This window comes from Algiphilus aromaticivorans DG1253 (assembly GCF_000733765.1).
Classification (GTDB): domain Bacteria; phylum Pseudomonadota; class Gammaproteobacteria; order Nevskiales; family Nevskiaceae; genus Algiphilus; species Algiphilus aromaticivorans.
In genome coordinates this window covers 3,692,104-3,711,941 of record NZ_JPOG01000001.1, presented here as the reverse complement: position 1 = coordinate 3,711,941, position 19,838 = coordinate 3,692,104, and the positions used below count along the sequence as shown (strand labels likewise).

Sequence of the window (19,838 nt, the reverse complement as noted above, 5' to 3'; positions counted from 1 at the left end):
GGCCAGGGAGAACACGGCCGACTGCGAGTACTGGATGTCCATGTTCTCCACATTGTCCTGCAAGGCCGCATCGGGGACGTATTTCCGAATCACGCGGCGCACGTGAAACTCGTTGGCGAGCTGGAAGCTGAGTATCGGGTCGTAGATCTCGCTGCGGCGTACCAGCTCGATGTATTCCTCGGGCGACATCCGGTCGGCGTGCGCGCGATAGCCCGGGATGCGTCCGCCGGCGACGATCGCGCGCAGGTTCAGCCGTCGGCAGAACTCCTTGCGCGCGTCGTAGAGACGGCGGCCGAGGCGCATCTTCCGGTACTCCGGATCGACGCAGACATCGACCCCATAGAGCACGTCGCCGTTCGGATCGTGCGTGGTCAGCCAGCCATCGCCCGTGAAAGCCCCTGTCCTGCAAGCAATGCCGCAGGCAAGGCGCATCACTAGACGCTGCCCGGCTTCGCGGGCACCGCCCGCGTTAGCAGAGCCTTAGGCTAGCCGTTGTTGGTTCCTTCGTCCGTGAGGCGCTGCCAACGCAACGCCCATTTCATGATCTTGTCCCCTGGCAGCGGACGGCTGATCAGGAATCCCTGGGCAACGTCGCAGCCCAGAGATTCAAGGAGCTCCCAGTCGGCAACCTGCTGCACGCCTTCGGCCACCACGGTCATGCCCAGACGCTTTCCCAGGTCGATGGAGGTCGACAGGATGGCCCGCAATTCGTCGCTCTCGGAGGCACCGTCGACATACTGCCTGTCGATCTTGAGTTCGGTGAAAGGCAGGGAACTCAGGCGGGACAGCCCGGATTCGCCGGTACCGTAATCGTCGATAGACAGGCCGAAACCGCGCATCCGGAAGCGCGCGCACACATCCAGCAGCTCGGTGGCATTGGCCAACTCGGACTCGGTGATTTCCAGGGTGACCTGCGAGGGACTGAGGCCATGGTTATGCGCGACGGACTGGACGTGTTCGGGGAGGTCCAGGCGGTGGATGGCCGAGCTGGAAAGATTGATGCCGATATTCAGACGAAGCCCTTCCCGCGCCCAGACGCCGGTCTCGCGCAGTGCGATGTCGATCACCTGATAAGTGAGGTTCTCGATGTGCCCGCCAGCCTCGGTCAACTCGATGAAGGCGTCGGGTGATACCAGACCGCGCTGCGGATCGCGCAAACGCACTAGGGCTTCCACACCAACCACATGGGCGCTGTCGACCCGAACCTTGGGTTGGTAGTGCACCACGACCTGCTTGTTGTTGAGCGCGCTGTCGATCTCGGCATCGGTCATCGGCGCGCTGCACGGCTTGACACCCTTCTGGCGGGCATCGTGAAAGCCCGCCAGCGCCTTTCTGATGTCGGCCTCGGTGAATGGCTTGCCCAGTACGCCGAGCACGGTCATGCCCATGCGTCGCGCCATCTCGGACACCGAGAGCCGCAACCGCGCGTCAAGAGAGGAAATGGTGAGAACCGCAACACCCGGACAGCGCCGTCCGACTTCTCGCAGCAACTCCACACCGTCCATGCCCGGCATCATCAAGTTGCAGAACACTAGATCGATGGCTTCCTGACTCTGGTCGAGACGACGGATGGCCGCATTACCATCCTCGGCGGTGAGGACCTCGCGAACACCGATCCGCTTCAGTATCTCTTCAAGGAACTGACGGATCGACAGCGAATCGTCGACGACCAGTATGCGCAGCGCTTCGTCGGGTTTATCCGTCATGGCCGTGGCGGCCATTTTTGGGGGTGTGACTGGCGTGTCGCTGAGCATTTCGGTCGTCTGACAGGACTGTCCCAATTACCGAGCCATATTGGCCTGGGCGCGACAGCCACGGCCTACCGTTTGTCAGCGGTAGCGGTGCGTCGGGAAGATCGACCACCGATCAGCGACGAAACAACTGGCCTTCGACGTCGACAAAGCCCTTGAACTCAAGCGCGTTGCCGGCCGGATCGCGGACGAAAAGGGTGCCTTGCTCGCCGACCTCGCCCGCGAAACGGATGCGCGGTGCGATCAGGAAATCCACATCGGCTTCTCGCAGTCGAGCGGCCAGATCGCGCCACTGTCCCATGTCGAGCACGATGCCGAAATGCGGTACCGGCACGTCGTCGCCGTCGACGGCATTGTGCGTCCCATGCTTCATACCGAGATCGGCCAAGTGCGTGACCAGTTGATGGCCGAAGAAGTCGAAGTCGATCCAGTGGGCGGCGCTGCGCCCCTCGCGGCAACCCATCAACACGCCGTAGAAATGGCGGGCCGCGGCGAGATCGTCAACGGGAATGGCGAGATGAAAGGGACAGGGCATCGGGGTTGGCCTCGCGGCGATTGTCGGGGGCCGACATGAGCTGACGCTCAGCAGGCAATACCCTGATGACGCGCGGTGCTTGCCAGCCCCAGTACCACCCATGCGGTCGGCGGTAGCATTTGGCGCTCAGGTGCCAATGGTGCCACTACGCCTTGAGAAGGAGTGCGAGGCGGGGCATCCGGTACACCATTCCGGGCACGGCACCCATACCGTCGCGGCGAACACGATATCGGCGACAACGCGGCCCGCGCGTACAGAAAGAACCGAGCCGGGGCACACGGAAGCTCAGGGCAGCAGGCGCTTGAGGGTGTCCAGCGTATCGGCCTCCGCGGCCGGCTTGTCGTGCCGCCAGCGGTGGATGCGCGGAAAGCGTAGCGCCAGGCCGGCCTTGTGGCGGCTGCTGAGCTGGATGTTCTCGAAGGCGATCTCGAAGACCTGCTCGGGAGTGACGCTGCGCACCGGCCCGAAGCGCTCGCGGGTGTTGCGGCGAATCCAGCGGTCCATGGCGGTGAGCTCTTCGTCGGTCAGACCCGAGTAGGCCTTGGCCACTGGCACCAGCGCCTCGCCTTCCCAGACCGCCAGCGTGTAGTCGGTGTAGAGATTGGAACGGCGACCGTGGCCAGCCTGGGCGTAGATGAGCACGGCATCGACGATCATGGGCGCGACCTTCCATTTCCACCAGATGCCGCGCCGGCGGCCGCGCGTGTAGGGCACGTCCAGGCGCTTGACCATCAGCCCCTCGACGCCGCGCGAGCGAGCCTCGCCGCGCAGCTTCGCCAGCGCCTCCCAATCGCCGTCGACCTGCGGCGACAGGCGTAGCTGCGGGCTGCCGGCCTGCGTGGTCACGGCCTCCAGCTGCTCGCGGCGCGCGCGCTGGCGTTCCTCGCGGATGTCGTGGCCCTCGGCTTCCAGCAGATCGTAGGCCTGGAAGACCACCGGTGCCTCGCGCAGCAGCTTGGGGCCGGGCTTCAGCTTGTTGATGCGCCGCTGCAGCTGGGTAAAAGGCAGCACGCCGTCATTCCAGGCCAGTAGCTCGCCGTCGAGCACGGTGCCGTCGGGCAGCGATTCCATCGCGGCGGCCTCGACTTCGGGAAAGCGGCCGGCGAGCAGTTCCTCGCCGCGCGACCAGAGGAAGACCTGACCCTCGCGCCGAATCAGCTGGGCGCGGATGCCGTCCCACTTCCATTCAACCAGATAGTCCGTCGCCGGCCCGAGATCAGCCGGCGCGTCCTCGAAGGGCGCCGCCAGGCAGAAGGGATAGGGCGCGGAGGCCACCGTGCCGGCCGCCGGCGGCGCGCGCAGGCGCTGCATGAGACCGGCGTCGGGCTGCCAGTCGCCCATCAGGCGCTGGGCGACCAGATTCTCGTCCTGTTCCAGCGCCTCAGCCAGCGCGCGCGTGGCGAGCCCGCGCGACACGCCCACGCGCAACGCGCCGGTGCGCAGCTTGTTGAGCAGGAAGGCCTCGCGTACCGGCAGGCCGTGCCACCACTGCCCGAGGCTTTCGATGCGCTCCGCTTCCTCGGCCTCACGCAGCGCGTCCACCCATTCCGCCAATCCGCGTTCGGCAAGCTGCGGGTCCGGTGCGCGGCCGTCGTCGGTGAGCAGGGCTATGGTCTCGGCGAGATCGCCGACGTGGGCGTGACTGGCTTCCAGCATCCAGTCCGGAATGCCGGCAACCTGAGCGGCTGCCGCGCGCAGCCGTGCTGGTGCCACCACGCGCTTGAGGCGCCGGCCGCTCAGGAAGTAGAGCATCCAGGCAGCGTCAGCGTCCGCGGCATCCTTGAAGCAGTCGCGCATCAACGTCAGCTTGCGGCTGGTGGCGCGGGTGCCGTCGAGCTGCTCATACAGCGCGGCGAAGCGCTTCATGTATCGGCCTCGCCCTCGAACTCGGTGCCAAGTGCCTCGGCGCGCAGGCCGCGCTCGCGCAGATGGCGCACCAGGGTGTCGCTGCGGCCGTGGGTCACCAGTACGCGACGCGCGCCGGTGGCCGTGATGGTATTCACCAGCGCCGGCCAGTCGGCGTGGTCGGAGAGCACGAAGCCGCGGTCGTAGCCGCGTCGGCGGCGGTTGCCGCGCAGCCGCATCCAGCCCGATACGAAGCCAGTGGCCGCACCGCGGAAGCGCTTCATCCACGCGCCGCCGGCTGCGCTCGGGGGCGCCAGCAGCAAGCGGCCGCGCCAGTCCATGTCGCCCGGCGCTTCGGACACGGGCATTGTCGGCACCATCGCCACGCCGGCGGCACGATAGTCGGCCACCAGCGGCGACATCGCGCCGTGCAGATAGACCGTGTCCCGCGTGTGTGCGAGCAGCCCGTTGAGCACCCGCTGCGCCTTGCCCAGGGCGTAGCTGAAGAGCACGGCGGGGCGCTGCTCGGCGGCCGCCTGTTGCCACCATGCAAAGATCTCAGCGAAGACGACCTGCGGTTCCGGCCAGCGGTAGATCGGCAGCGCGAAGGTGGCCTCGCTGATGAAGGTATCGCAGGGCACGACCTCGAAGGGCGTGCAGGTGGGGTCGGCATCCCGCTTGTAGTCGCCCGAGGCCACCCAGACCCCCTCGGCGGCTTCCACGCGCACCTGGGCGGAGCCCAGGATATGACCGGCCGGATGCAGGCTGACGCGCACCCGACCCAGATCAAGCGTTTCGCCGTAGGCCAGCGGCCGAATGGGTGCCTCGGCGCCCAGCCGCCGGCGCAGGACACCCAGACCCTCCTCGGCCGCCCAGATCGCGCCATGACCGGCGCGCGCGTGGTCGGCGTGGGCATGGGTGATGACCGCGCGTGGCACCGGGCGCCAGGGGTCGATATGGAAGTCGCCGGCCGGGCAGTAGAGCCCCTCGGCCGCGCGCACGATGAGATCGGTCATGCCCGCAGGCTAGCTTCCGCCCGGCTCCGGCGGCCACGCTGCCCGCAATTCATCCAACAATTCGAGATGCCGGGCGACGGCGCCGCGGTTGGCTGCCACGGCATTGGCCGCCGCCTGCCCGACTTCGTGGCGGCGCGCCGGCCGTGCGAAAAAGGCGGCCACGGCCACGGCGAGGTCCTGCGCGCTGGCGACCTCCTGCGCGCCACCGGCGTCGAGCAGCAGACGTCGGGCATCGACGAAATGAAACATGTGCGGGCCGAAAAGCACCGGCAAACCGATGGCTGCAGGCTCCAGGATGTTGTGGCCGCCGATCTCGACAAGGCTGCCGCCGACGAAGGCGGTATCGGCCATCGCCAAGTAGGCAAACATATCGCCGGTGCTGTCGCCCAGCAGGATGGGCTGCTCGCAGTGGACTTCCACGCTCTCGCCGTGCGCGCTCCGCCGCGCGAAGGACCAGCCGTCGCGGCCCAGGCTGCGCGCCACCGTCTCGAAGCGCTGCGGGTGGCGAGGCACGAGCACCAGCAGGGCTTCCGGATACCAGCGCAGCAGGTCGCGGTGCGCCGCCAGCACGGCGGCCTCCTCGCCGTCGTGCGTGCTGGCGGCGACCCAGACGGGGCGCTCGCCGCAGGCCTGGCGCCATCGCCACCCTTGCTCGATCTGCGCCTCGGGGGCGGAGAGATCGAATTTGATATTGCCGGCAGTCACCACCCTCGGCGCACCCAGAGCACGGAAGCGCTCGGCGTCGGCCTCGGACTGGGCGGCGACGATGGTGACCTTTGCCAGCACGCGCGCGATGGCGCCGCGCACGCGCCGGTATCCGGTGGCCGAGCGCGGCGACAGGCGCGCGTTGGCGATCAGCAGCGGGATGCGATAGCGCGCGAGCAGGTCGTAGCAGTTCGGCCAGATTTCGGTTTCCAGGACGATGCAGCGCTGCGGCTGAACGCGCCTCAGGAAGCGGCCTAGCGGGCGCTCCAGATCGAAGGGCAGATAACTGTGCCCGATGGCATCTCCCCACATGCGGCGCACGGCCTGCGAGCCGCTGGTGGTCATGGTCGTGATCCAGATCCCTTCCGTACCGTGGCGCTCGACCAGGGCATCGATCAGCGGCTTCGCAGCCACGACCTCGCCCAGCGAAGCGGCATGCAACCAGACCGATACCGGCGCCTTCGGCCGGGGAATCCAGCCGAGCCGCTCGGCCCAGCGCCCAGGCGCGTCACCCTGGCGGCGCGCGCGCAACGCGAGGAAGACCAGCGCCGGCACTACGGAGATCCAGAGCAGCAGCTGATAAGCCAATCGCAGCATCAGCCGTTGTTCCGCGCCACGCGATAAGCCTGCAGCAGCTGCTGCCAGTCCGCGACGTCGTCGTAGTGGCACATCGCGCTGGCGTTCACCGCACGGCGCAGCGAGCGCCGGAAGCGCGCCAACCCCAAGCCGAGCAGCCATTCCGGCGCCTCTTCGCGCCCGCGGTCAAAGTCGACCAGCCAGGGGTCATCGTCGGCATCGAGCAGCACATTGGCGACGTTGATGTCGGCGTGGTGCACGGCGCGGGCGTGCAGCCGTCCGATCAGCGCGCCGATCCTCTGCCATGCGCTCGCGTCCAGTGCCTCGGCGCGCAGCCGCTCGCCCAGCGTCGTCACGCCGGTGATGCGCTGCATGAGCAGGGCACCTCGATAGGCCGCGCCCTCGCGCCATACGCCGGCAGCCACCGGCGCCGGCACCGGGAAGCCCTCCTCACTCAGCCGCTCGAGCAGGCGGTATTCGCGAAAGGGGCGCGTGCGCCAGAGACCGGGCCAAACATAGCGCTGCTCGACAAGCTTTCCGGGCAGCCCGCCACGCCGGTAGAAGCGCAGCACCCAGTGGCGTTCGGCGTCGTCGATGTAGAGCACGCTATCGCGCCCGCCGGCATGCGCTTCGGCGCCGCGGGCGCGCCAGCCCTGCGCGTCGAAGAGCCAGGCGCCGGGCGCATCGATCAGGCGGCGATCACAGAGCATCGCCAACCCGTCCTGCTCCACGAGCGCCCCGCTTTCTTCACTGGCTGCTGCCGGCATCGGGCGCCGTGCCTCCCGGACTCTTAGGACGATAGATACACTGCGCAGTCTAGCCGCTGCAGGCGCCACCCTTCTGTACGACTTTCGCACGCGCCGCGAAAGCCCTCCATGGCCAAGAAGCGAACTGAAACCCATCTCGCCCACCCGCGACACTGGCCTGTCTGGCTGCTCGTGGGCCTGCTCCGTGTCATCGCACTGTTGCCGATGGGGCTGCTGAGCGCGCTGGGCAGCGGCATCGGCAGGCTGACCTATTGGCTGCTTCCGGCGCGACGGCGCGTCACGCGCATCAATCTGCGGCGCTGCTTTCCGGACAAATCCTCCGAGGCCATCGAAGCGCTGGTTCACGCGCATTTCGTTTCCCTCGGCCGCGGCATGCTGGAAACGCTCGCAGCCTGGTGGAAGCCGCCGAAGGTGCTCGCGTCGCGGCTGCGCGTCGAAGGCATCGAGCATCTGCATGAAGCCCAGGCGAAGGGCGGCGTCATCCTGCTGACCGGTCACTTCACCACGCTCGAACTGGCAGCGCGTGCACTCTGTGATGCTGGCGTGGTCTTCCACGCCATGTATCGCTCGCACGGCAATCCGGTCATCGACCACATCATGTGTCGCCTGCGCCGAAAACGCTCGGGCGCGGAGCCGCTACCGCGCGAGCGCCTACGCCCACTTCTGCGCGCGCTGCGCGACGGCGGCGCTATTTGGTATGGCCCGGATCAGACGCTACCCCGCGACAGCGTCTTCGTGGACTTCTTCGGTGTGCCCACGCCCACTCTCACCGCTACCGCCAAGCTGGCGGGCTTTGGCCGGGCAAGCGTGGTGCCCTTCTTTCCACACCGCGAGAACGGCGAACTGGTGGTGCGCGTGCTCCCCGCCTGGGAGAATTTCCCGAGCGGCGATGAAGAGGCCGACGCGCGCAGAGTGAACGCCGCCATCGAGGCAGCGGTCCGCGAGGCCGTGCCGGACTATTTCTGGATCCACCGCCGCTTCAAACTCCAGCCGCTCGGAGCCCCGCCGGTCTACCCTGAGCGGCGTTGAAAGCCGGGGTCGTTGCCGACCGGCTGCGCGAGCCGGTCGCGGTTGGGTAGTATTGGAGCGCTTTGATCCCAATTCCCTCGAGCCCCGGCACCGCCATGGTCTTCAAGCTTCTTCCCTTTGCCGCCGCGCTGCTCGCGGCGGCGGTCACCCTGCCCGCGCAGGCCGACACCGAGCAGGCGCGCAAGTTGCTCGCCGAAGGCCGCGCCGGGCAGGCTCTGCGCGTGCTGGACGAGCAGCTCGCCGGCAGCCCACAGGACGCCGAGGCGCGCTTCCTGCGCGGGCTGGCGCTGTCGCGCACCGGCCGCCGCGAAGAGGCCATCGAGAACTTCAAGAAGCTGAGCAGCGATTACCCGCAGCTGCCCGAGCCCTACAACAATCTGGCCGTCATCTATGCCCAGCAGGGCGACTACGAGAAGGCCCGCAAGGCGCTGGAATCGGCACTGGCCACGCACCCGAGCTACGCCACCGCGCACGAGAACCTCGGCGACATCTACGCCGCGCTGGCCTCTGCCTCTTACGGCCGCGCGCTGTCGCTCGACGATGGCGACAGGGGCAGCGCCCGCCAGAAGCTGCGCGTTCTCGAACAGCTGAGCGGCACCGGCGCGGTGACCGCCAGCGTAGCGCCGTCCTCAACGGATGGACAGCCAACGCAGGAGCGTGCGGCGGAGACGACGACGACCGCGGCAGAAACCGACGCGACCATGGCACCGCCGGCACAGGCGCCGGCCGCCCCCACCTCGGGCAGCGAGCGCGCCACGCGCGAGCGCATCTCGGCGGCGGTCTATGACTGGGCGCAGGCCTGGCAGGACCAGAACCTCGACGCCTATCTCGCCGCCTACGCACCGGACTTCCAGCCTGCAGGCGGTCTCAGCCGCGAAGCCTGGGAGGCCCAGCGCCGCGATCGCGTCGGCAGCCCCGACAGCATTCGCGTGCGCGTGCGCAACCCCGACATCGAGATCGTCAACGACGAGCGTGCGCGCGTCACCTTCGAGCAGGAATACGAGTCGGACAGCTACAGCGACGTCACCAACAAGGTGCTCGACCTGCGCCGCGCCGGTAATCGTTGGCTGATCCTGCGGGAGACCACCCGCTGAACCGGAGCTTCGCCCCATTGCGCAGCCCGGCAGTGCGCCGGCAAAGCTTCCTCGGCTTGCTCCTGCTGGCTCTGACTCCCCCCGGCCTCGCTGTCAGCGATGCCGAGCAGTCTCTGTCGCGCCTGCTGCTGCCCGACCTGGATGTCGGGCAGGCAGTGTCCACGCCACTCCTCTCGCGTCCGGCCGACAGGCAGGACCCCGACACCATGCTGCGCGCAGCCGCACGCGAGTGGCGACACGGCGACTGGCGTGCCGCGCTGGGGGCGCTGGATCAGCTCCTGCAGAAACAGCCGGACTTCCGCGCTGCGCACTTCCTTCGCGCCGAGATTCTCGCCGCGCGCGGCGGCGTCCGCCCCGCCCTCACCGGTGAGATGGGTGACAGGCATGCGCAGCTCGCCGAGGAGGCACGGCTGCGCATCGCCCCTGACGCGCACGAAGCCGGGAATCTTCCCTCCGCCCTGCTGCGGCTACCCGAGAACGTCGCGCATGCCATCGCCGTCGACCTCTCCGCGGCGCGCCTCTATGTCATCTCGCGTGGCGACGACAGCCTGCGCGTGACGCGCGATCACTATGCGGCCATGGGCAGCGCCGGTTTCGGCAAGGAACGTGAGGGCGATAACCGTACGCCGCTGGGCGTCTATCGCATCCTGCGCTGGCTGGACGGCGGGACGCTACCGGAACTCTACGGCAGCGGCGCCTTTCCGGTGGATTACCCCAACGACTGGGACCGCGCCCATGGCCGCACCGGCTACGGCATCTGGCTGCACGGCGTGCCCGGCGACTCTTACGCGCGCTTGCCGCGCTCATCGGAGGGCTGCGTGACGCTGGCCAACGCCGATCTGAGCGCTCTCGGCGAAATCGTCTCGCTCGGGCATACGCCGGTGATCCTGGCCGACCGGCTGCGCTGGCAGACGCCAGAGCAACTGCGCGAGCGGCGCGAGAACTTCGAGGCCGAGCTGGAAGCGTGGCGCCGCGCCTGGGAGCACCGCGACACCGACGCCTACCTGTCGTTCTACGCCGAGAACTTCGAGGACGACGCTGGCCGGGACTTCGCCGACTTCGCCGCGCACAAGCGCGCGGTCAATGCCGCCAAGCGCTGGGTCTCCGTGGAGCTGCGCGGGCTGGCGATCTACGACTATCCGGGCGAAGAGGGCCTGCGCCTGGTCAGCTTCGAGCAGCGCTACGCCAGCGACAATTACGCCTCGATATCACGCAAGCGTCAGTTCTGGCGGCGGCAGGCCGATGGCAGTTGGCGCATCGAACGCGTTTTCGAACACGACGAGCGACCAATGCCGCCCGAAGCGCTGCGTACCGCCGAGATGGCAGCGCGCGGAGACTAGCGCCTAACGCGCGCTGCGCGCCTTGGCGACCAGAAAGTCGACGATGGCGATCATCTCCTCGAAGCTACCGGCACTGCCAGCCCCGACCTGCCAGCGCCCGTCGACGATGACGGTGGGCACCGAGGAGATGCCGAAGTCGCTGACGCGCTTCTCGGATTGACGCGTCCGGCTTTCCACAGTGAAACCGTTGAAGGCCTTCTCGAACTCCTCGCGCGACACGCCGGCTGACTCGAAAATGCCGGCGAGGGCTTCCTCGCTCGCCAGCTGGCGCCGCTTGTTATGGACGGCATCGAAGATGGCGCTGTGCACCTCTTCCTGCACGTCGAGAACACTGGCGGCGTAGAAGGCTTTCACCTGCAGACGACCCGCCGCACGCCCGAGGGCGGTAGGAAGGCGCTCGAATACGACGTCTTCGGGCAGATCCGCCTTCCATTCGCGTACGTGCGGCTCGAATCTGAAGCAATGCGGGCAGCCGTACCAGAAAACCTCGGTGACGCGGATGTCAGCCCCTTCGCTCTGCTCGACATTGCGCACTTCCTTGTAGTGCTCGCCCTCGACGTAAGTCTCGGGCTGGGCGCTACAGGCCACAGGCAGCAGGATGGCCGCGGCGGTCAGAAGTCGGGTCGCGATCGTTCTCAGCATGCGGCTGTGCTCCTTTCGTACGGTGAAGTTCAGTGGCGCGGCTGCAGGCCGGCAGCGTAGGAGGCGAGTGCCTCGATTTCCTCGTCCGTCAGCTCGGTAGCCACGCGCTGCATCATCTGACCCGAGGTGCCCTGTCCACGTTCACCGGCGCGGTAAGCGCGCAGCTGGGTGGCGGTGTACTGCGGATGCTGATTGGCGATGCGTGGATAAGCCGCCCCCGCATTACCGATACCGGCGGGACCGTGACAGGCCGCGCAGGCGGGCAGATCGCGCTCGGCGTCACCGGCGCGCCACAGCGGCTGAGCGATCGCCACCGCCTCTTCGCGGGCGGTGCGCGGCTTCGGCTCCTGCTCGGCGAAATAGGCGGCGAGATCCTGCATGTCCTGCTCGGACAGGCCTGCGGCCTGGCCCTGCATGACCGCGTTCTTGCGCGCGCCACTCTTGTAGGCCTTGAGCTGGTCGACGGTGTAGCGTGCATGCTGCCCGGCGAGTACCGGCCACTCCGGATTGTTGCTGTTGCCGTTCGGACCGTGGCAGGCGGCGCAGACCGCCGCTTTCTGCTGACCGGCCTCGGCGTCGCCTCCGACCAGCGGATTCTCTGCGGCCAATGCGGAGCCGCTGGCTAACAGCCAGGCGGCAAGGAGGATGCGCTTCATTGCTGCTCCGTGGAGTGTCACGCGCCGGCTTTTCGTACGGCCGACGGCGGAAAGGTTTAAGGTTTGCCGCGCGCAAATATACCCGATGCGGCCCTCCCGTGAGCGACAACCCCTTCCCCAAAGCCGAGTTCCTGCGCTCCTGCGCGCGCCACGAGCAGCTGCCCACCGAGTCGCTTCCGGAGATCGCCTTCGCCGGCCGCTCCAACGCCGGCAAGTCCAGCGCGCTGAACAAGATCTGCCAGCGCCGTAAGCTCGCGCGCACGTCGAAGACGCCCGGTCGCACGCAGCTGCTCAATATCTTCAGTCTGCCCGGCGGCCATCTGGTGGACCTGCCCGGCTACGGCTACGCCAATGTTCCAGAGAAGATCCGCCGGGAATGGAACGTGATGGTGGGCGGCTACATCGCGAGCCGCGACCAGCTGGTGGGCATCGCGCTGATCATGGACATCCGCCACCCGCTGACACCGCACGACGAGCAGATGCTGACCTGGGCGGAGTCATCCGGACGGCGCGTGCACGTGCTGCTGACCAAGGCCGACAAATTCTCGCGCGGCCGCGCCGCCAACGTCCGCCAGCAGGTGCAGAAGGCGCTGGGCGAGCGCGCCACCTGTCAAACCTTCTCGGCCGCCGACGGCAGCGGCTGCGAGCAGGCGCAGACCAAGCTGGGAGCCTGGTTGAAGGGAGAACCGGGGCTATAGTCAAAAACTATCAGGGCGCCCAAAAAAGTGCCGGGCGACTCGGGGGAAATCGCCCGGCAGCATCTCCGGCTTCAGGGGGGAATGCCGGAACTCTGTCCAGGGAGTGGAGACAGAGGAGCGTCAAGGGGATAACGCTCACCAGATCAGACAGAGGGTGCGGGCGCGGGTTCCCGGCTGACTGGAAAAATTTCGCCGCCAAGGGCCTCCAGCCGCCTGCTTTATCGCAATCCACTGTATTTGCGAAAAATTTTCTCAGGCATGCGCCTCGTTCCAGCTGCGGCCGAAGCCCGGCTCCGCCAACAGCGGCACGGCGAGTTCGGTCACCCCGCACATGCGCGCCGCCACGTCGTCGGCGGCCGCGCGCAGGGCCTTTTCCGGCCCCTCGAAGACCAGTTCGTCGTGCACCTGCATGATCATGCGCACCTCGGGGTGCTTGTCGCTCAGCCAGGCATGCAGATCGATCATCGCCAGCTTGATGAGATCGGCGGCCGTGCCCTGCAGCGGCGCATTGATGGCCGTGCGTTCGGCGTACTGCCGCTGGTTGGCGTTACGCGAACGGATCTGCGGCAGCTGTAATCGCCGCCCCCACAGAGTCTCCACAAAGCCCTGCTCTCGCCCTTTCTCGCGCTGGCCATCCATATAGGCCTTGACGCCGGGATAGCGATGGAAGAAGCGCTCGATGGTCTGCGCCGCTTCATCGCGGCCGATGCCGAGGTTGCGCGCCAGGCCGAAGGCGGAAATCCCGTAGATCAGCCCGAAATTGATGGCCTTGGCCGCGCGCCGCTGCTCGCCGCTCACTTCATCGATGGGGCTGTCGAAAACTTCGGCCGCCGTGGCGCGATGAATATCCTGGCCGTCGCGAAAAGCCGCAATCAGGCGCTCATCTTCGGAGAAATGCGCCATCAGGCGCAGCTCGATCTGGGAGTAATCCACCGCCATCAGCGTCTGCCCCTCTTCCGCGACGAAGGCGTCGCGGATGCGCCGGCCTTCCTCGCTGCGGATGGGGATGTTCTGTAGATTCGGCTCGGATGAGGACAGACGCCCCGTGGTGGTGCCGGCCTGGTGGTAGTGCGTGTGGATGCGCCCGGTGGCGGGGTTGATCTTCTTCGGCAGCGCGTCGGCGTAGGTGCCGCGCAGCTTGGAGAGGCTGCGCCACTCCAGGATGCGCGCCGGCAGCTCGTGGCGATCGGCCAGTGCCTCCAGCGCCTCCTCGTTAGTGGAGGGCGCGCCCTTGGGCGTACGCACGGAGACCGGCAGCTCCAGCTTGTCGAAGAGCACGCGCTGCAGCTGCTGCGAGGAGGCCAGGTTGAACTGCTCGCCGGCCAGCTCCCAGCATTCGGCCTGCAGCGTCTCCATGCGACCGCCCAGCTCCTTGGAGACACGCGCCAGTACGTCGCCGTCGACGCGCACGCCGGCAGCCTCCATCTCGGCCAGCACCGGCACCAGCGGCATGTCGATGGCCTCGTAGACGCGCTTCAGGGTGGCGTCGGCGGACAACCGCGGCCACATCGACTGATGCAGGCGCAGCGTCACCTCGGCGTCCTCGCCGGCGTACTCGGCGGCCTGCTCGATGGCGACTTCCTCGAAGCCGATCTGCTTCTTGCCGGTGCCGGTGATGGCGCTGTAGGGGATGGTCTTGTGCCCCAGCTCGGCCTCGGCCAGCGCGTCCATGTCGTGGCGCGAGGTCGGGTCGAGCACGTAGGACTGCAGCATGGTGTCGTGCACCACGCCCGCCAGCCGATAGCCGGCGCCGGCCAGAACGTTGATGTCGAATTTCAGATTCTGGCCGACCTTGGGCCGTTTGGCGTCCTCCAGTATTGGCGCCAGCGCCTTGCGCACAACATCGGCGTCGAGCTGCTCGGGCGTATCCATGCCGCGATGCGCCAGCGGCAGGTACCAGGCCGCGCCCGGCGCGACGGCGAAGGACATGCCGACCAGGCCGGCGCTGACCGCATCCAGACTGTCGGTCTCGGTATCCAGGCAGATCAGTTCGGCGGCAACCAGCGCGGCAACCAGTTCCTTGAGCGCGGCGTCATCGCGAACCGTGGTGACGGTGATGGGGGCGGCCGGCGGCTCGGCGTCGGCGCTGCCGGCTTCGGCGCTGCCGCCGGCCTCGGCCTCCAGCGCTTCCACCCAGCGGCGGAAGCCGAGCTGGCGGTAGAGCGCCAGCAGGGTGTCGTTGTCGGGGGCGCTGCGCTGCAGCTCGCGCCAGCTGCGGTCGAGGTCGACATCGTCGCGCACCGTGGCCAGCTCGCGCGACATCGGCAGCTGCTCGGCGTGCTCGCGCAGGCGCTCGCCGGCCTTGCCCTTGATCGAGTCGGCCGCCTCCAGCAGCGCGTCCAGGCTGCCGTGCTCGTCGAGCCACTTGGCGGCAGTCTTGGGGCCGACGCCGGGAATGCCGGGGATGTTGTCGGAGGTATCACCCATCAACGCCAGCCAGTCGACGATGCGTTCCGGCGACACGCCGTACTTCGTCTTCACGGCCTCGGGGTCGAGGGTGGTCTGCTTCATGGTGTCGAGCAGCTGCACACGCTCGTCGACCAGCTGGGCGAGATCCTTGTCGCCGCTGACGATGAGCACCTGCTGGCCGTCGGCGCTGGCGGCGCGCGACAGCGTGGCGATGACGTCGTCAGCCTCATAGCCGTCGACCTGCAAAAGCGGCACGCCGAGTGCGGCAATCAGCTCCTTCATCGGCCCGAACTGCGATCCCAGCTCCTCGGGGACCGGCGGGCGGTTGGCCTTGTAGTCGGCGTAGAGATCGTTGCGGAAGGTCGGCCCGCGCGGGTCGAAGATCACGGCGATGCGCGAGCAGTCGTAGTCGGCGAAGAGCTTCTTGAGCATGTTCGCCATGCCGTAGATGGCGCCGGTGGGGCTGCCGTCCGGTGCCGTCAGCGCCGGCAGCGCGTGGAAGGCGCGATACAGCCAGCTGGAGCCGTCGATCAGGATCAGCGGGCCTGCTTCCCGGGCTTCAGCCATTGCCGGCCTCCGGCAGCAACTGCTCGCCGCGCATCAGGTCTTCGAGAGTTTCGCGGGCGCGCGCCAGATGCTCGTTGCCGCCGTCGACCAGGACTTCCGCCGGCCGCGGGCGCGTGTTGTAGTTCGAGGCCATGACGAAGCCGTAGGCGCCGGCGCCGCGCACGGCCAGCAGATCGTCCGCGCGCAGCGCCAGCGGCCGCTGCTTGCCGAGGAAGTCGCCGCTTTCGCAGACCGGGCCGACGATGTCGTAGAGCAGCTGCTCGTCCTCACCATTGTGCGGATGCACGGCGACGATCTCCTGCCAGGCGTCGTAGAGCGCCGGGCGCAGCAGATCATTCATCGCCGCGTCGACGATGGCGAAGTTGCGCGCGCTGCTCGCCTTCAGGTAGTGCACCCGCGTCAGCAGCAGGCCGGCGTTGGCGGCAATGGCGCGGCCCGGCTCCAGATGCACCGCCAGCCCGGTCGCGGCCAGCTTCGGCTTCAGCCTTGCGGCATAGGCCGCCGGCGAGGGCGGCAGCTCGTCGCCGTAGCGCACGCCGAGACCGCCGCCGATGTCGAGATGCGCCAGCGGCACGCCCTGCGCCTGCAGCTGCCCGGCCAGCTCCAGCAGCCGGTCGAGGGCATCCTCGAAGGGGTCGAGATCGAGCAGCTGCGAGCCGATGTGGCAGGCCAGCCCCACCACCTGCAAGCCGGGGCGCTGCATGGCCTCGGCGTAGAGGGCCGGGGCGTCGGCGATGGCAATGCCGAACTTGCTCTGCGCCAGGCCGGTGGCGATGTAGGGATGCGTCTTCGGGTCCACGTCCGGGTTCACGCGCAGCGCCACCGGCGCGGACATGCCCTTGTCGCGGGCGGTGCGGTCGAGCAGATCGAGCTCGGCCACCGACTCGATGTTGAAGCAGCCAATGCCGGCATCCAGGGCTGCGGCCATTTCCTCGCGCGCCTTGCCGACGCCGGAGAAGACGATGCCCGCCGGGTCGCCGCCCGCGGCCAGCACGCGCGCCAGCTCGCCGCCGGAGACGATGTCGAAGCCGCTTCCGGCGCGCGCCAGCGTCTGCAGAACGGCAAGATTGCTGTTGGCCTTGACCGCGAAGCAGACGCGGTGCGGCAGCTCGGCAAAGGCCTCATCGAAGGCGCGATAGGCCGACTCCAGCGCGGCGCGCGAATAGACGTAGAGCGGCGTGCCGAAGCGCTGGGCGAGTTGCTCGCAGGAAACGTCCTCGGCATACAACACGCCGGCGCGCCAGTGGAAGGGATCGTCAGTCGTCATCGCCGCGCTCGGCCTCGTCGTTGTCGGATGCCTCGGCCTGCCCGTTCGACGCATCGTCGGCCTTCTCGGGCAGATAGAGATCGCCGGACTGGCCACAGCCAGCGAGCAGGAGCAGGAGCAGGAGCAGGGGAATCAGCGCGCGAGCCATACGGCGGCGGGTCTCCAGCCGGATCGGGTCAATCCGCAAGTCTAGCGCGCTTGCCGCGGGCGCCCCCGGCGTCGACAATCGCGCGCCGAATTGTTCCCAGCGAGTCCCCGATGTCCTACCGCCAGAGCGAGTCCGAATCCGCCGTTGTCATGGAGCCCGAGCGCACGCCCGATGCGGCCGTCATCTGGCTGCACGGCCTGGGCGCCGATGGCTTCGACTTCGTGCCCATCGTGCCCGAACTGAGCCTGCCCGAGGCGCTGCAGCCGCGCTTCGTGTTTCCGCATGCCGAGGTGCGGCCGGTGACGCTCAACGGCGGCATGGCCATGCGCGCCTGGTACGACATCCTCTCCCTGGATCGCGGCGGCAAGCAGGACGAGGCCGGCGTCCGCGCCTCGGCGGCGCGCGTCGACACCCTCATCGAAGAGCAGGAGTCAGCCGGTGTGGCGCGCTCGCGCATCGTGGTCGCCGGTTTCTCGCAGGGCGGTGCCATCGCGCTGCATGCGGGCCTGCGGCACCCGCAGCGCCTGGCCGGGATCATGGGCCTATCCACCTATCTGCCGCTGGATCACACGCTGGAGGCCGAGGCCAGCGCCGCCAATCGGGACATCCCCATCCTGATGTGCCACGGCAGCCGCGACCCCATGCTCCCCATGACGCTCGGCCAGGGCAGCTGCCAGCAACTGGCGCGCCTGGGCTGGCAGCCGGAGTGGCGCGAGTACCCCATGGAGCATCAGGTCTGCATGGAGGAAATCCGCGACATAGCCGACTGGCTGCAGCGCGTGCTGGGCAACTGACCCCCTCCCTTCAGTCGCCCGGCCGCGCGTCGATCTGCGTGGCGAGAAAATCGCTCAGCAGCTCTGCCGTTCTCTCCGGTCGGGCGTGATGGGGCGCATGACCGGTGTCCGGGAGCATTTCGACCTGCGCCTTCTCGACCACGGGCAGCAGGCGCTCGCCGTGATTCCAGAAGGGCACCAGTTCATCGTCGGCGCCGTGGATCAGCAGCAACGGCTTGTCGATCTTGCGATAGCGCGGACTCAGCCGCTGCAGATAGGTGCTGAGTCGCTTCATGTCCTGCACGTTGTGACGGAACTGCCGCGGACGCAAAGCCAGGGGCGCGCCGATGGACTCGACATAGTCATCGGGCACGGGATTCGGCGCCAGCACGCTCTTGACCACATCGTCGAGCATCCGGCTTCCGGCCGGATAAACCAGCGTGCGTGCGAACAACGGCCCAAGCACAGGCAGGCCGCCGACGTCGTAGCTCCAACCCACAGACCCTGCCCAATGGCCCGCTACGCCGGAGAGCAATACGCCGCCGGCCAGACGTTCGGGCATCTCGACGAGACCGGCCATGACGACGGAACCGGCCCAGGAATGCCCCAGCATGACCGGCCGCTCGACGCCCAGCTTGGCGGCGGCGTCCAGCAACAGCCGTGCCACCCGCGCCGGGTCGGGCCAGTCGCCCTCCGGCCGCTGGCTGTAGCCGTAACCGGGCCGGTCGAAGGCGATGACGCGGCGATTGGTGGCGATCAGCGGCTGAATGCGTCCGAAGTCGCGCAGATTCGAGCTGGCGCCATGCACCAGCAGCAGCGGCGTACCGCTCCCGCTGCCCCGCTCACGATAGTGCAGACGCAGTCCGTCGACGGTGACGAAATCGCCCGCCGGCGGGAAGCGCTGCTCGACGCGGGTTGCGCCCCAGGCGCTGTACAGCACCAGTATCAGCAGCAGCCCCGCGATCAGCAGTGCAGTGATCATCAGCATGCGCGCCATCCATCCTCCCTTCGCGCGCCGACACGGATGACCGACGCGCCGCTATCCTGCCCCATCTACGGAGCAGGGAGGCAAAGCGATGAAGCAGAAATGGACAAGCGCCGATATCGGCGATCTCAAGGGACAACGCATCGTCATCACCGGCGCCAGCTCGGGACTGGGCCTGCACAGCGCCACCGCCCTGGCCGCGGCCGGCGCCCAGCTCGTGATGGCCTGCCGCAACCAGCAGAAGGGCGCGCAGGCGCGCGACGAGGTGATGGCAGTCACGCCAGGCGCCAGCGTCGAAGTGGCAGCGCTGGACCTCGCCAGTCTCGCCTCGGTGCGTCGCTTCGCGTCCGAGCAGGCGCAGGCCGGCGCCCGCATCGACGTGCTGCTCAACAACGCCGGCGTCATGGCCGTGCCCTACGCGCGCACCGAGGACGGCTTCGAAACGCAGATCGGCACCAACCACTTCGGCCACTTCGCGCTCACCGCCCTGCTCGCCCCCGTGCTCGCCGACGACGCACGCGTTGTGACGGTCTCCAGCCAGGCGCATCGCTGGACGCCGGGCATCGATCTCGATGACATCAACTGGCAGCAGCGCAACTACAAGCGCTGGCAGGCTTACGGCGACAGCAAGCTGGCGAATCTGCTCTTCCACTTCGGACTGGCGCGGCGCGCCGAGGCCGCCGGCCGCGGCTGGACCGTGGTCGCCGCGCACCCCGGTTACGCTGCCACCCACCTGCAGCTGGTGGCGGCCGAGCAGAAGCAGTCGAAGCTGGAGGCCGCCATCATGAATCTGGGCAACCGGGTCCTCGCGCAGAGCGGGGCGATGGGCGCGCTGCCCAGCCTTTACGCCGCCACCGCCCCGGACGTCCGCTCCGGCGACTTCTTCGGCCCCGACGGCTTCCAGCAGATGCGCGGCCACCCCACCCGCGTTCCCTGCCGCCGCGCCGCGCGCGACGAAGATCTGGCCGATCGACTGTGGGAACTGTCGGAGCGACTCACCGGCTGCAGCTTCGCGCTGGGCTGAGAAAGCGCGCC

Annotated in this window: 18 protein-coding genes and 1 pseudogene; 6 read left to right on the top strand and 13 right to left on the bottom strand. The window is 68.2% G+C overall.

Translation table 11 applies throughout. The annotated features are described in order from the left end of the window. Positions 1-69 precede the first annotated feature (69 nt). The 7 genes and pseudogenes from U743_RS17290 to U743_RS17260 form a co-directional block, all read right to left on the bottom strand. A pseudogene (locus U743_RS17290) lies at positions 70-390 on the bottom strand (GNAT family N-acetyltransferase); the annotation flags it as partial. 95 nt (positions 391-485) lie between these two features. Then, complete coding sequence (locus tag U743_RS17285; protein ID WP_084191645.1) at positions 486-1,754, bottom strand: EAL domain-containing response regulator; 1,269 nt, start codon at positions 1,752-1,754, stop codon at positions 486-488. A gap of 112 nt (positions 1,755-1,866) precedes the next feature. Continuing rightward, a complete protein-coding gene (locus U743_RS17280) occupies positions 1,867-2,286 on the bottom strand; it encodes a VOC family protein (RefSeq protein WP_043770209.1) in 420 nt (139 codons plus the stop codon). Between the two features lie 285 nt (positions 2,287-2,571). Continuing rightward, the gene (locus tag U743_RS17275) at positions 2,572-4,152 is read right to left on the bottom strand and encodes an ATP-dependent DNA ligase (protein ID WP_043770206.1); all 1,581 of its coding nucleotides are present in this window, start codon (positions 4,150-4,152) and stop codon (positions 2,572-2,574) included. Then, on the bottom strand, positions 4,149-5,147 hold the full coding sequence (locus tag U743_RS17270) for a ligase-associated DNA damage response exonuclease (RefSeq protein WP_043770204.1): 999 nt from the start codon (positions 5,145-5,147) through the stop codon (positions 4,149-4,151). The genes U743_RS17275 and U743_RS17270 overlap by 4 nt, the downstream gene beginning before the upstream one ends. A gap of 9 nt (positions 5,148-5,156) precedes the next feature. Further along, positions 5,157-6,449, bottom strand: a complete 1,293-nt coding sequence (gene waaA, locus U743_RS17265) for a lipid IV(A) 3-deoxy-D-manno-octulosonic acid transferase (protein ID WP_043770201.1) — start codon at positions 6,447-6,449, stop codon at positions 5,157-5,159. Then, positions 6,449-7,195 (bottom strand): 3-deoxy-D-manno-octulosonic acid kinase, encoded by a 747-nt coding sequence (locus U743_RS17260; RefSeq protein WP_052368344.1) that lies wholly within the window; start codon positions 7,193-7,195, stop codon positions 6,449-6,451. The genes waaA and U743_RS17260 overlap by 1 nt, the downstream gene beginning before the upstream one ends. A 108-nt stretch (positions 7,196-7,303) precedes the next feature. On the opposite strand from U743_RS17260, the gene U743_RS17255 reads away from it, so the two are divergent. The 3 genes from U743_RS17255 (at position 7,304) to U743_RS17245 (ending at position 10,658) form a co-directional block, all read left to right on the top strand. Further along, entirely contained in the window at positions 7,304-8,224 is a 921-nt protein-coding gene (locus U743_RS17255) for a lysophospholipid acyltransferase family protein (protein WP_043770198.1), read from the top strand. 95 nt (positions 8,225-8,319) lie between these two features. Beyond that, positions 8,320-9,318, top strand: a complete 999-nt coding sequence (locus tag U743_RS17250) for a YybH family protein (protein ID WP_043770196.1) — start codon at positions 8,320-8,322, stop codon at positions 9,316-9,318. A gap of 32 nt (positions 9,319-9,350) precedes the next feature. Next, on the top strand, positions 9,351-10,658 hold the full coding sequence (locus tag U743_RS17245; protein WP_156966495.1) for a L,D-transpeptidase family protein: 1,308 nt from the start codon (positions 9,351-9,353) through the stop codon (positions 10,656-10,658). Between the two features lie 3 nt (positions 10,659-10,661). Here U743_RS17245 and U743_RS17240 read toward each other — a convergent pair whose 3' ends face one another. Both U743_RS17240 and U743_RS17235 read right to left on the bottom strand, forming a co-directional pair. Continuing rightward, the gene (locus U743_RS17240; RefSeq protein ID WP_052368342.1) at positions 10,662-11,300 is read right to left on the bottom strand and encodes a thiol:disulfide interchange protein DsbA/DsbL; all 639 of its coding nucleotides are present in this window, start codon (positions 11,298-11,300) and stop codon (positions 10,662-10,664) included. A gap of 29 nt (positions 11,301-11,329) precedes the next feature. After that, a complete protein-coding gene (locus tag U743_RS17235) occupies positions 11,330-11,956 on the bottom strand; it encodes a c-type cytochrome (protein ID WP_043770193.1) in 627 nt (208 codons plus the stop codon). Between the two features lie 98 nt (positions 11,957-12,054). Here U743_RS17235 and yihA point away from each other — a divergent pair, with 98 nt between their 5' ends. Continuing rightward, positions 12,055-12,654, top strand: a complete 600-nt coding sequence (gene yihA, locus U743_RS17230; protein WP_043770190.1) for a ribosome biogenesis GTP-binding protein YihA/YsxC — start codon at positions 12,055-12,057, stop codon at positions 12,652-12,654. 252 nt (positions 12,655-12,906) lie between these two features. On the opposite strand, the gene polA is transcribed toward yihA, so the two are convergent. From polA to lptM, 3 genes are read right to left on the bottom strand one after another with little or no spacing between them, the layout of a single operon-like run. Then, the gene (gene polA, locus U743_RS17225; RefSeq protein WP_043770188.1) at positions 12,907-15,630 is read right to left on the bottom strand and encodes a DNA polymerase I; all 2,724 of its coding nucleotides are present in this window, start codon (positions 15,628-15,630) and stop codon (positions 12,907-12,909) included. Continuing rightward, positions 15,623-16,897, bottom strand: a complete 1,275-nt coding sequence (lysA, locus tag U743_RS17220) for a diaminopimelate decarboxylase (protein ID WP_043770185.1) — start codon at positions 16,895-16,897, stop codon at positions 15,623-15,625. Before lysA ends, polA begins: the two co-directional genes overlap by 8 nt. Next, positions 16,887-17,084, bottom strand: a complete 198-nt coding sequence (gene lptM / locus U743_RS19190) for an LPS translocon maturation chaperone LptM (protein WP_232226821.1) — start codon at positions 17,082-17,084, stop codon at positions 16,887-16,889. The genes lysA and lptM overlap by 11 nt, the downstream gene beginning before the upstream one ends. Positions 17,085-17,155: 71 nt before the next feature. On the opposite strand from lptM, the gene U743_RS17215 reads away from it, so the two are divergent. Next, the gene (locus U743_RS17215) at positions 17,156-17,839 is read left to right on the top strand and encodes an alpha/beta hydrolase (protein ID WP_084191643.1); all 684 of its coding nucleotides are present in this window, start codon (positions 17,156-17,158) and stop codon (positions 17,837-17,839) included. A gap of 10 nt (positions 17,840-17,849) precedes the next feature. Here U743_RS17215 and U743_RS17210 read toward each other — a convergent pair whose 3' ends face one another. Continuing rightward, positions 17,850-18,815, bottom strand: a complete 966-nt coding sequence (locus U743_RS17210) for an alpha/beta fold hydrolase (protein ID WP_043770182.1) — start codon at positions 18,813-18,815, stop codon at positions 17,850-17,852. A gap of 79 nt (positions 18,816-18,894) precedes the next feature. Here U743_RS17210 and U743_RS17205 point away from each other — a divergent pair, with 79 nt between their 5' ends. Then, complete coding sequence (locus U743_RS17205) at positions 18,895-19,827, top strand: oxidoreductase (RefSeq protein ID WP_043770180.1); 933 nt, start codon at positions 18,895-18,897, stop codon at positions 19,825-19,827. Positions 19,828-19,838 lie beyond the last annotated feature (11 nt).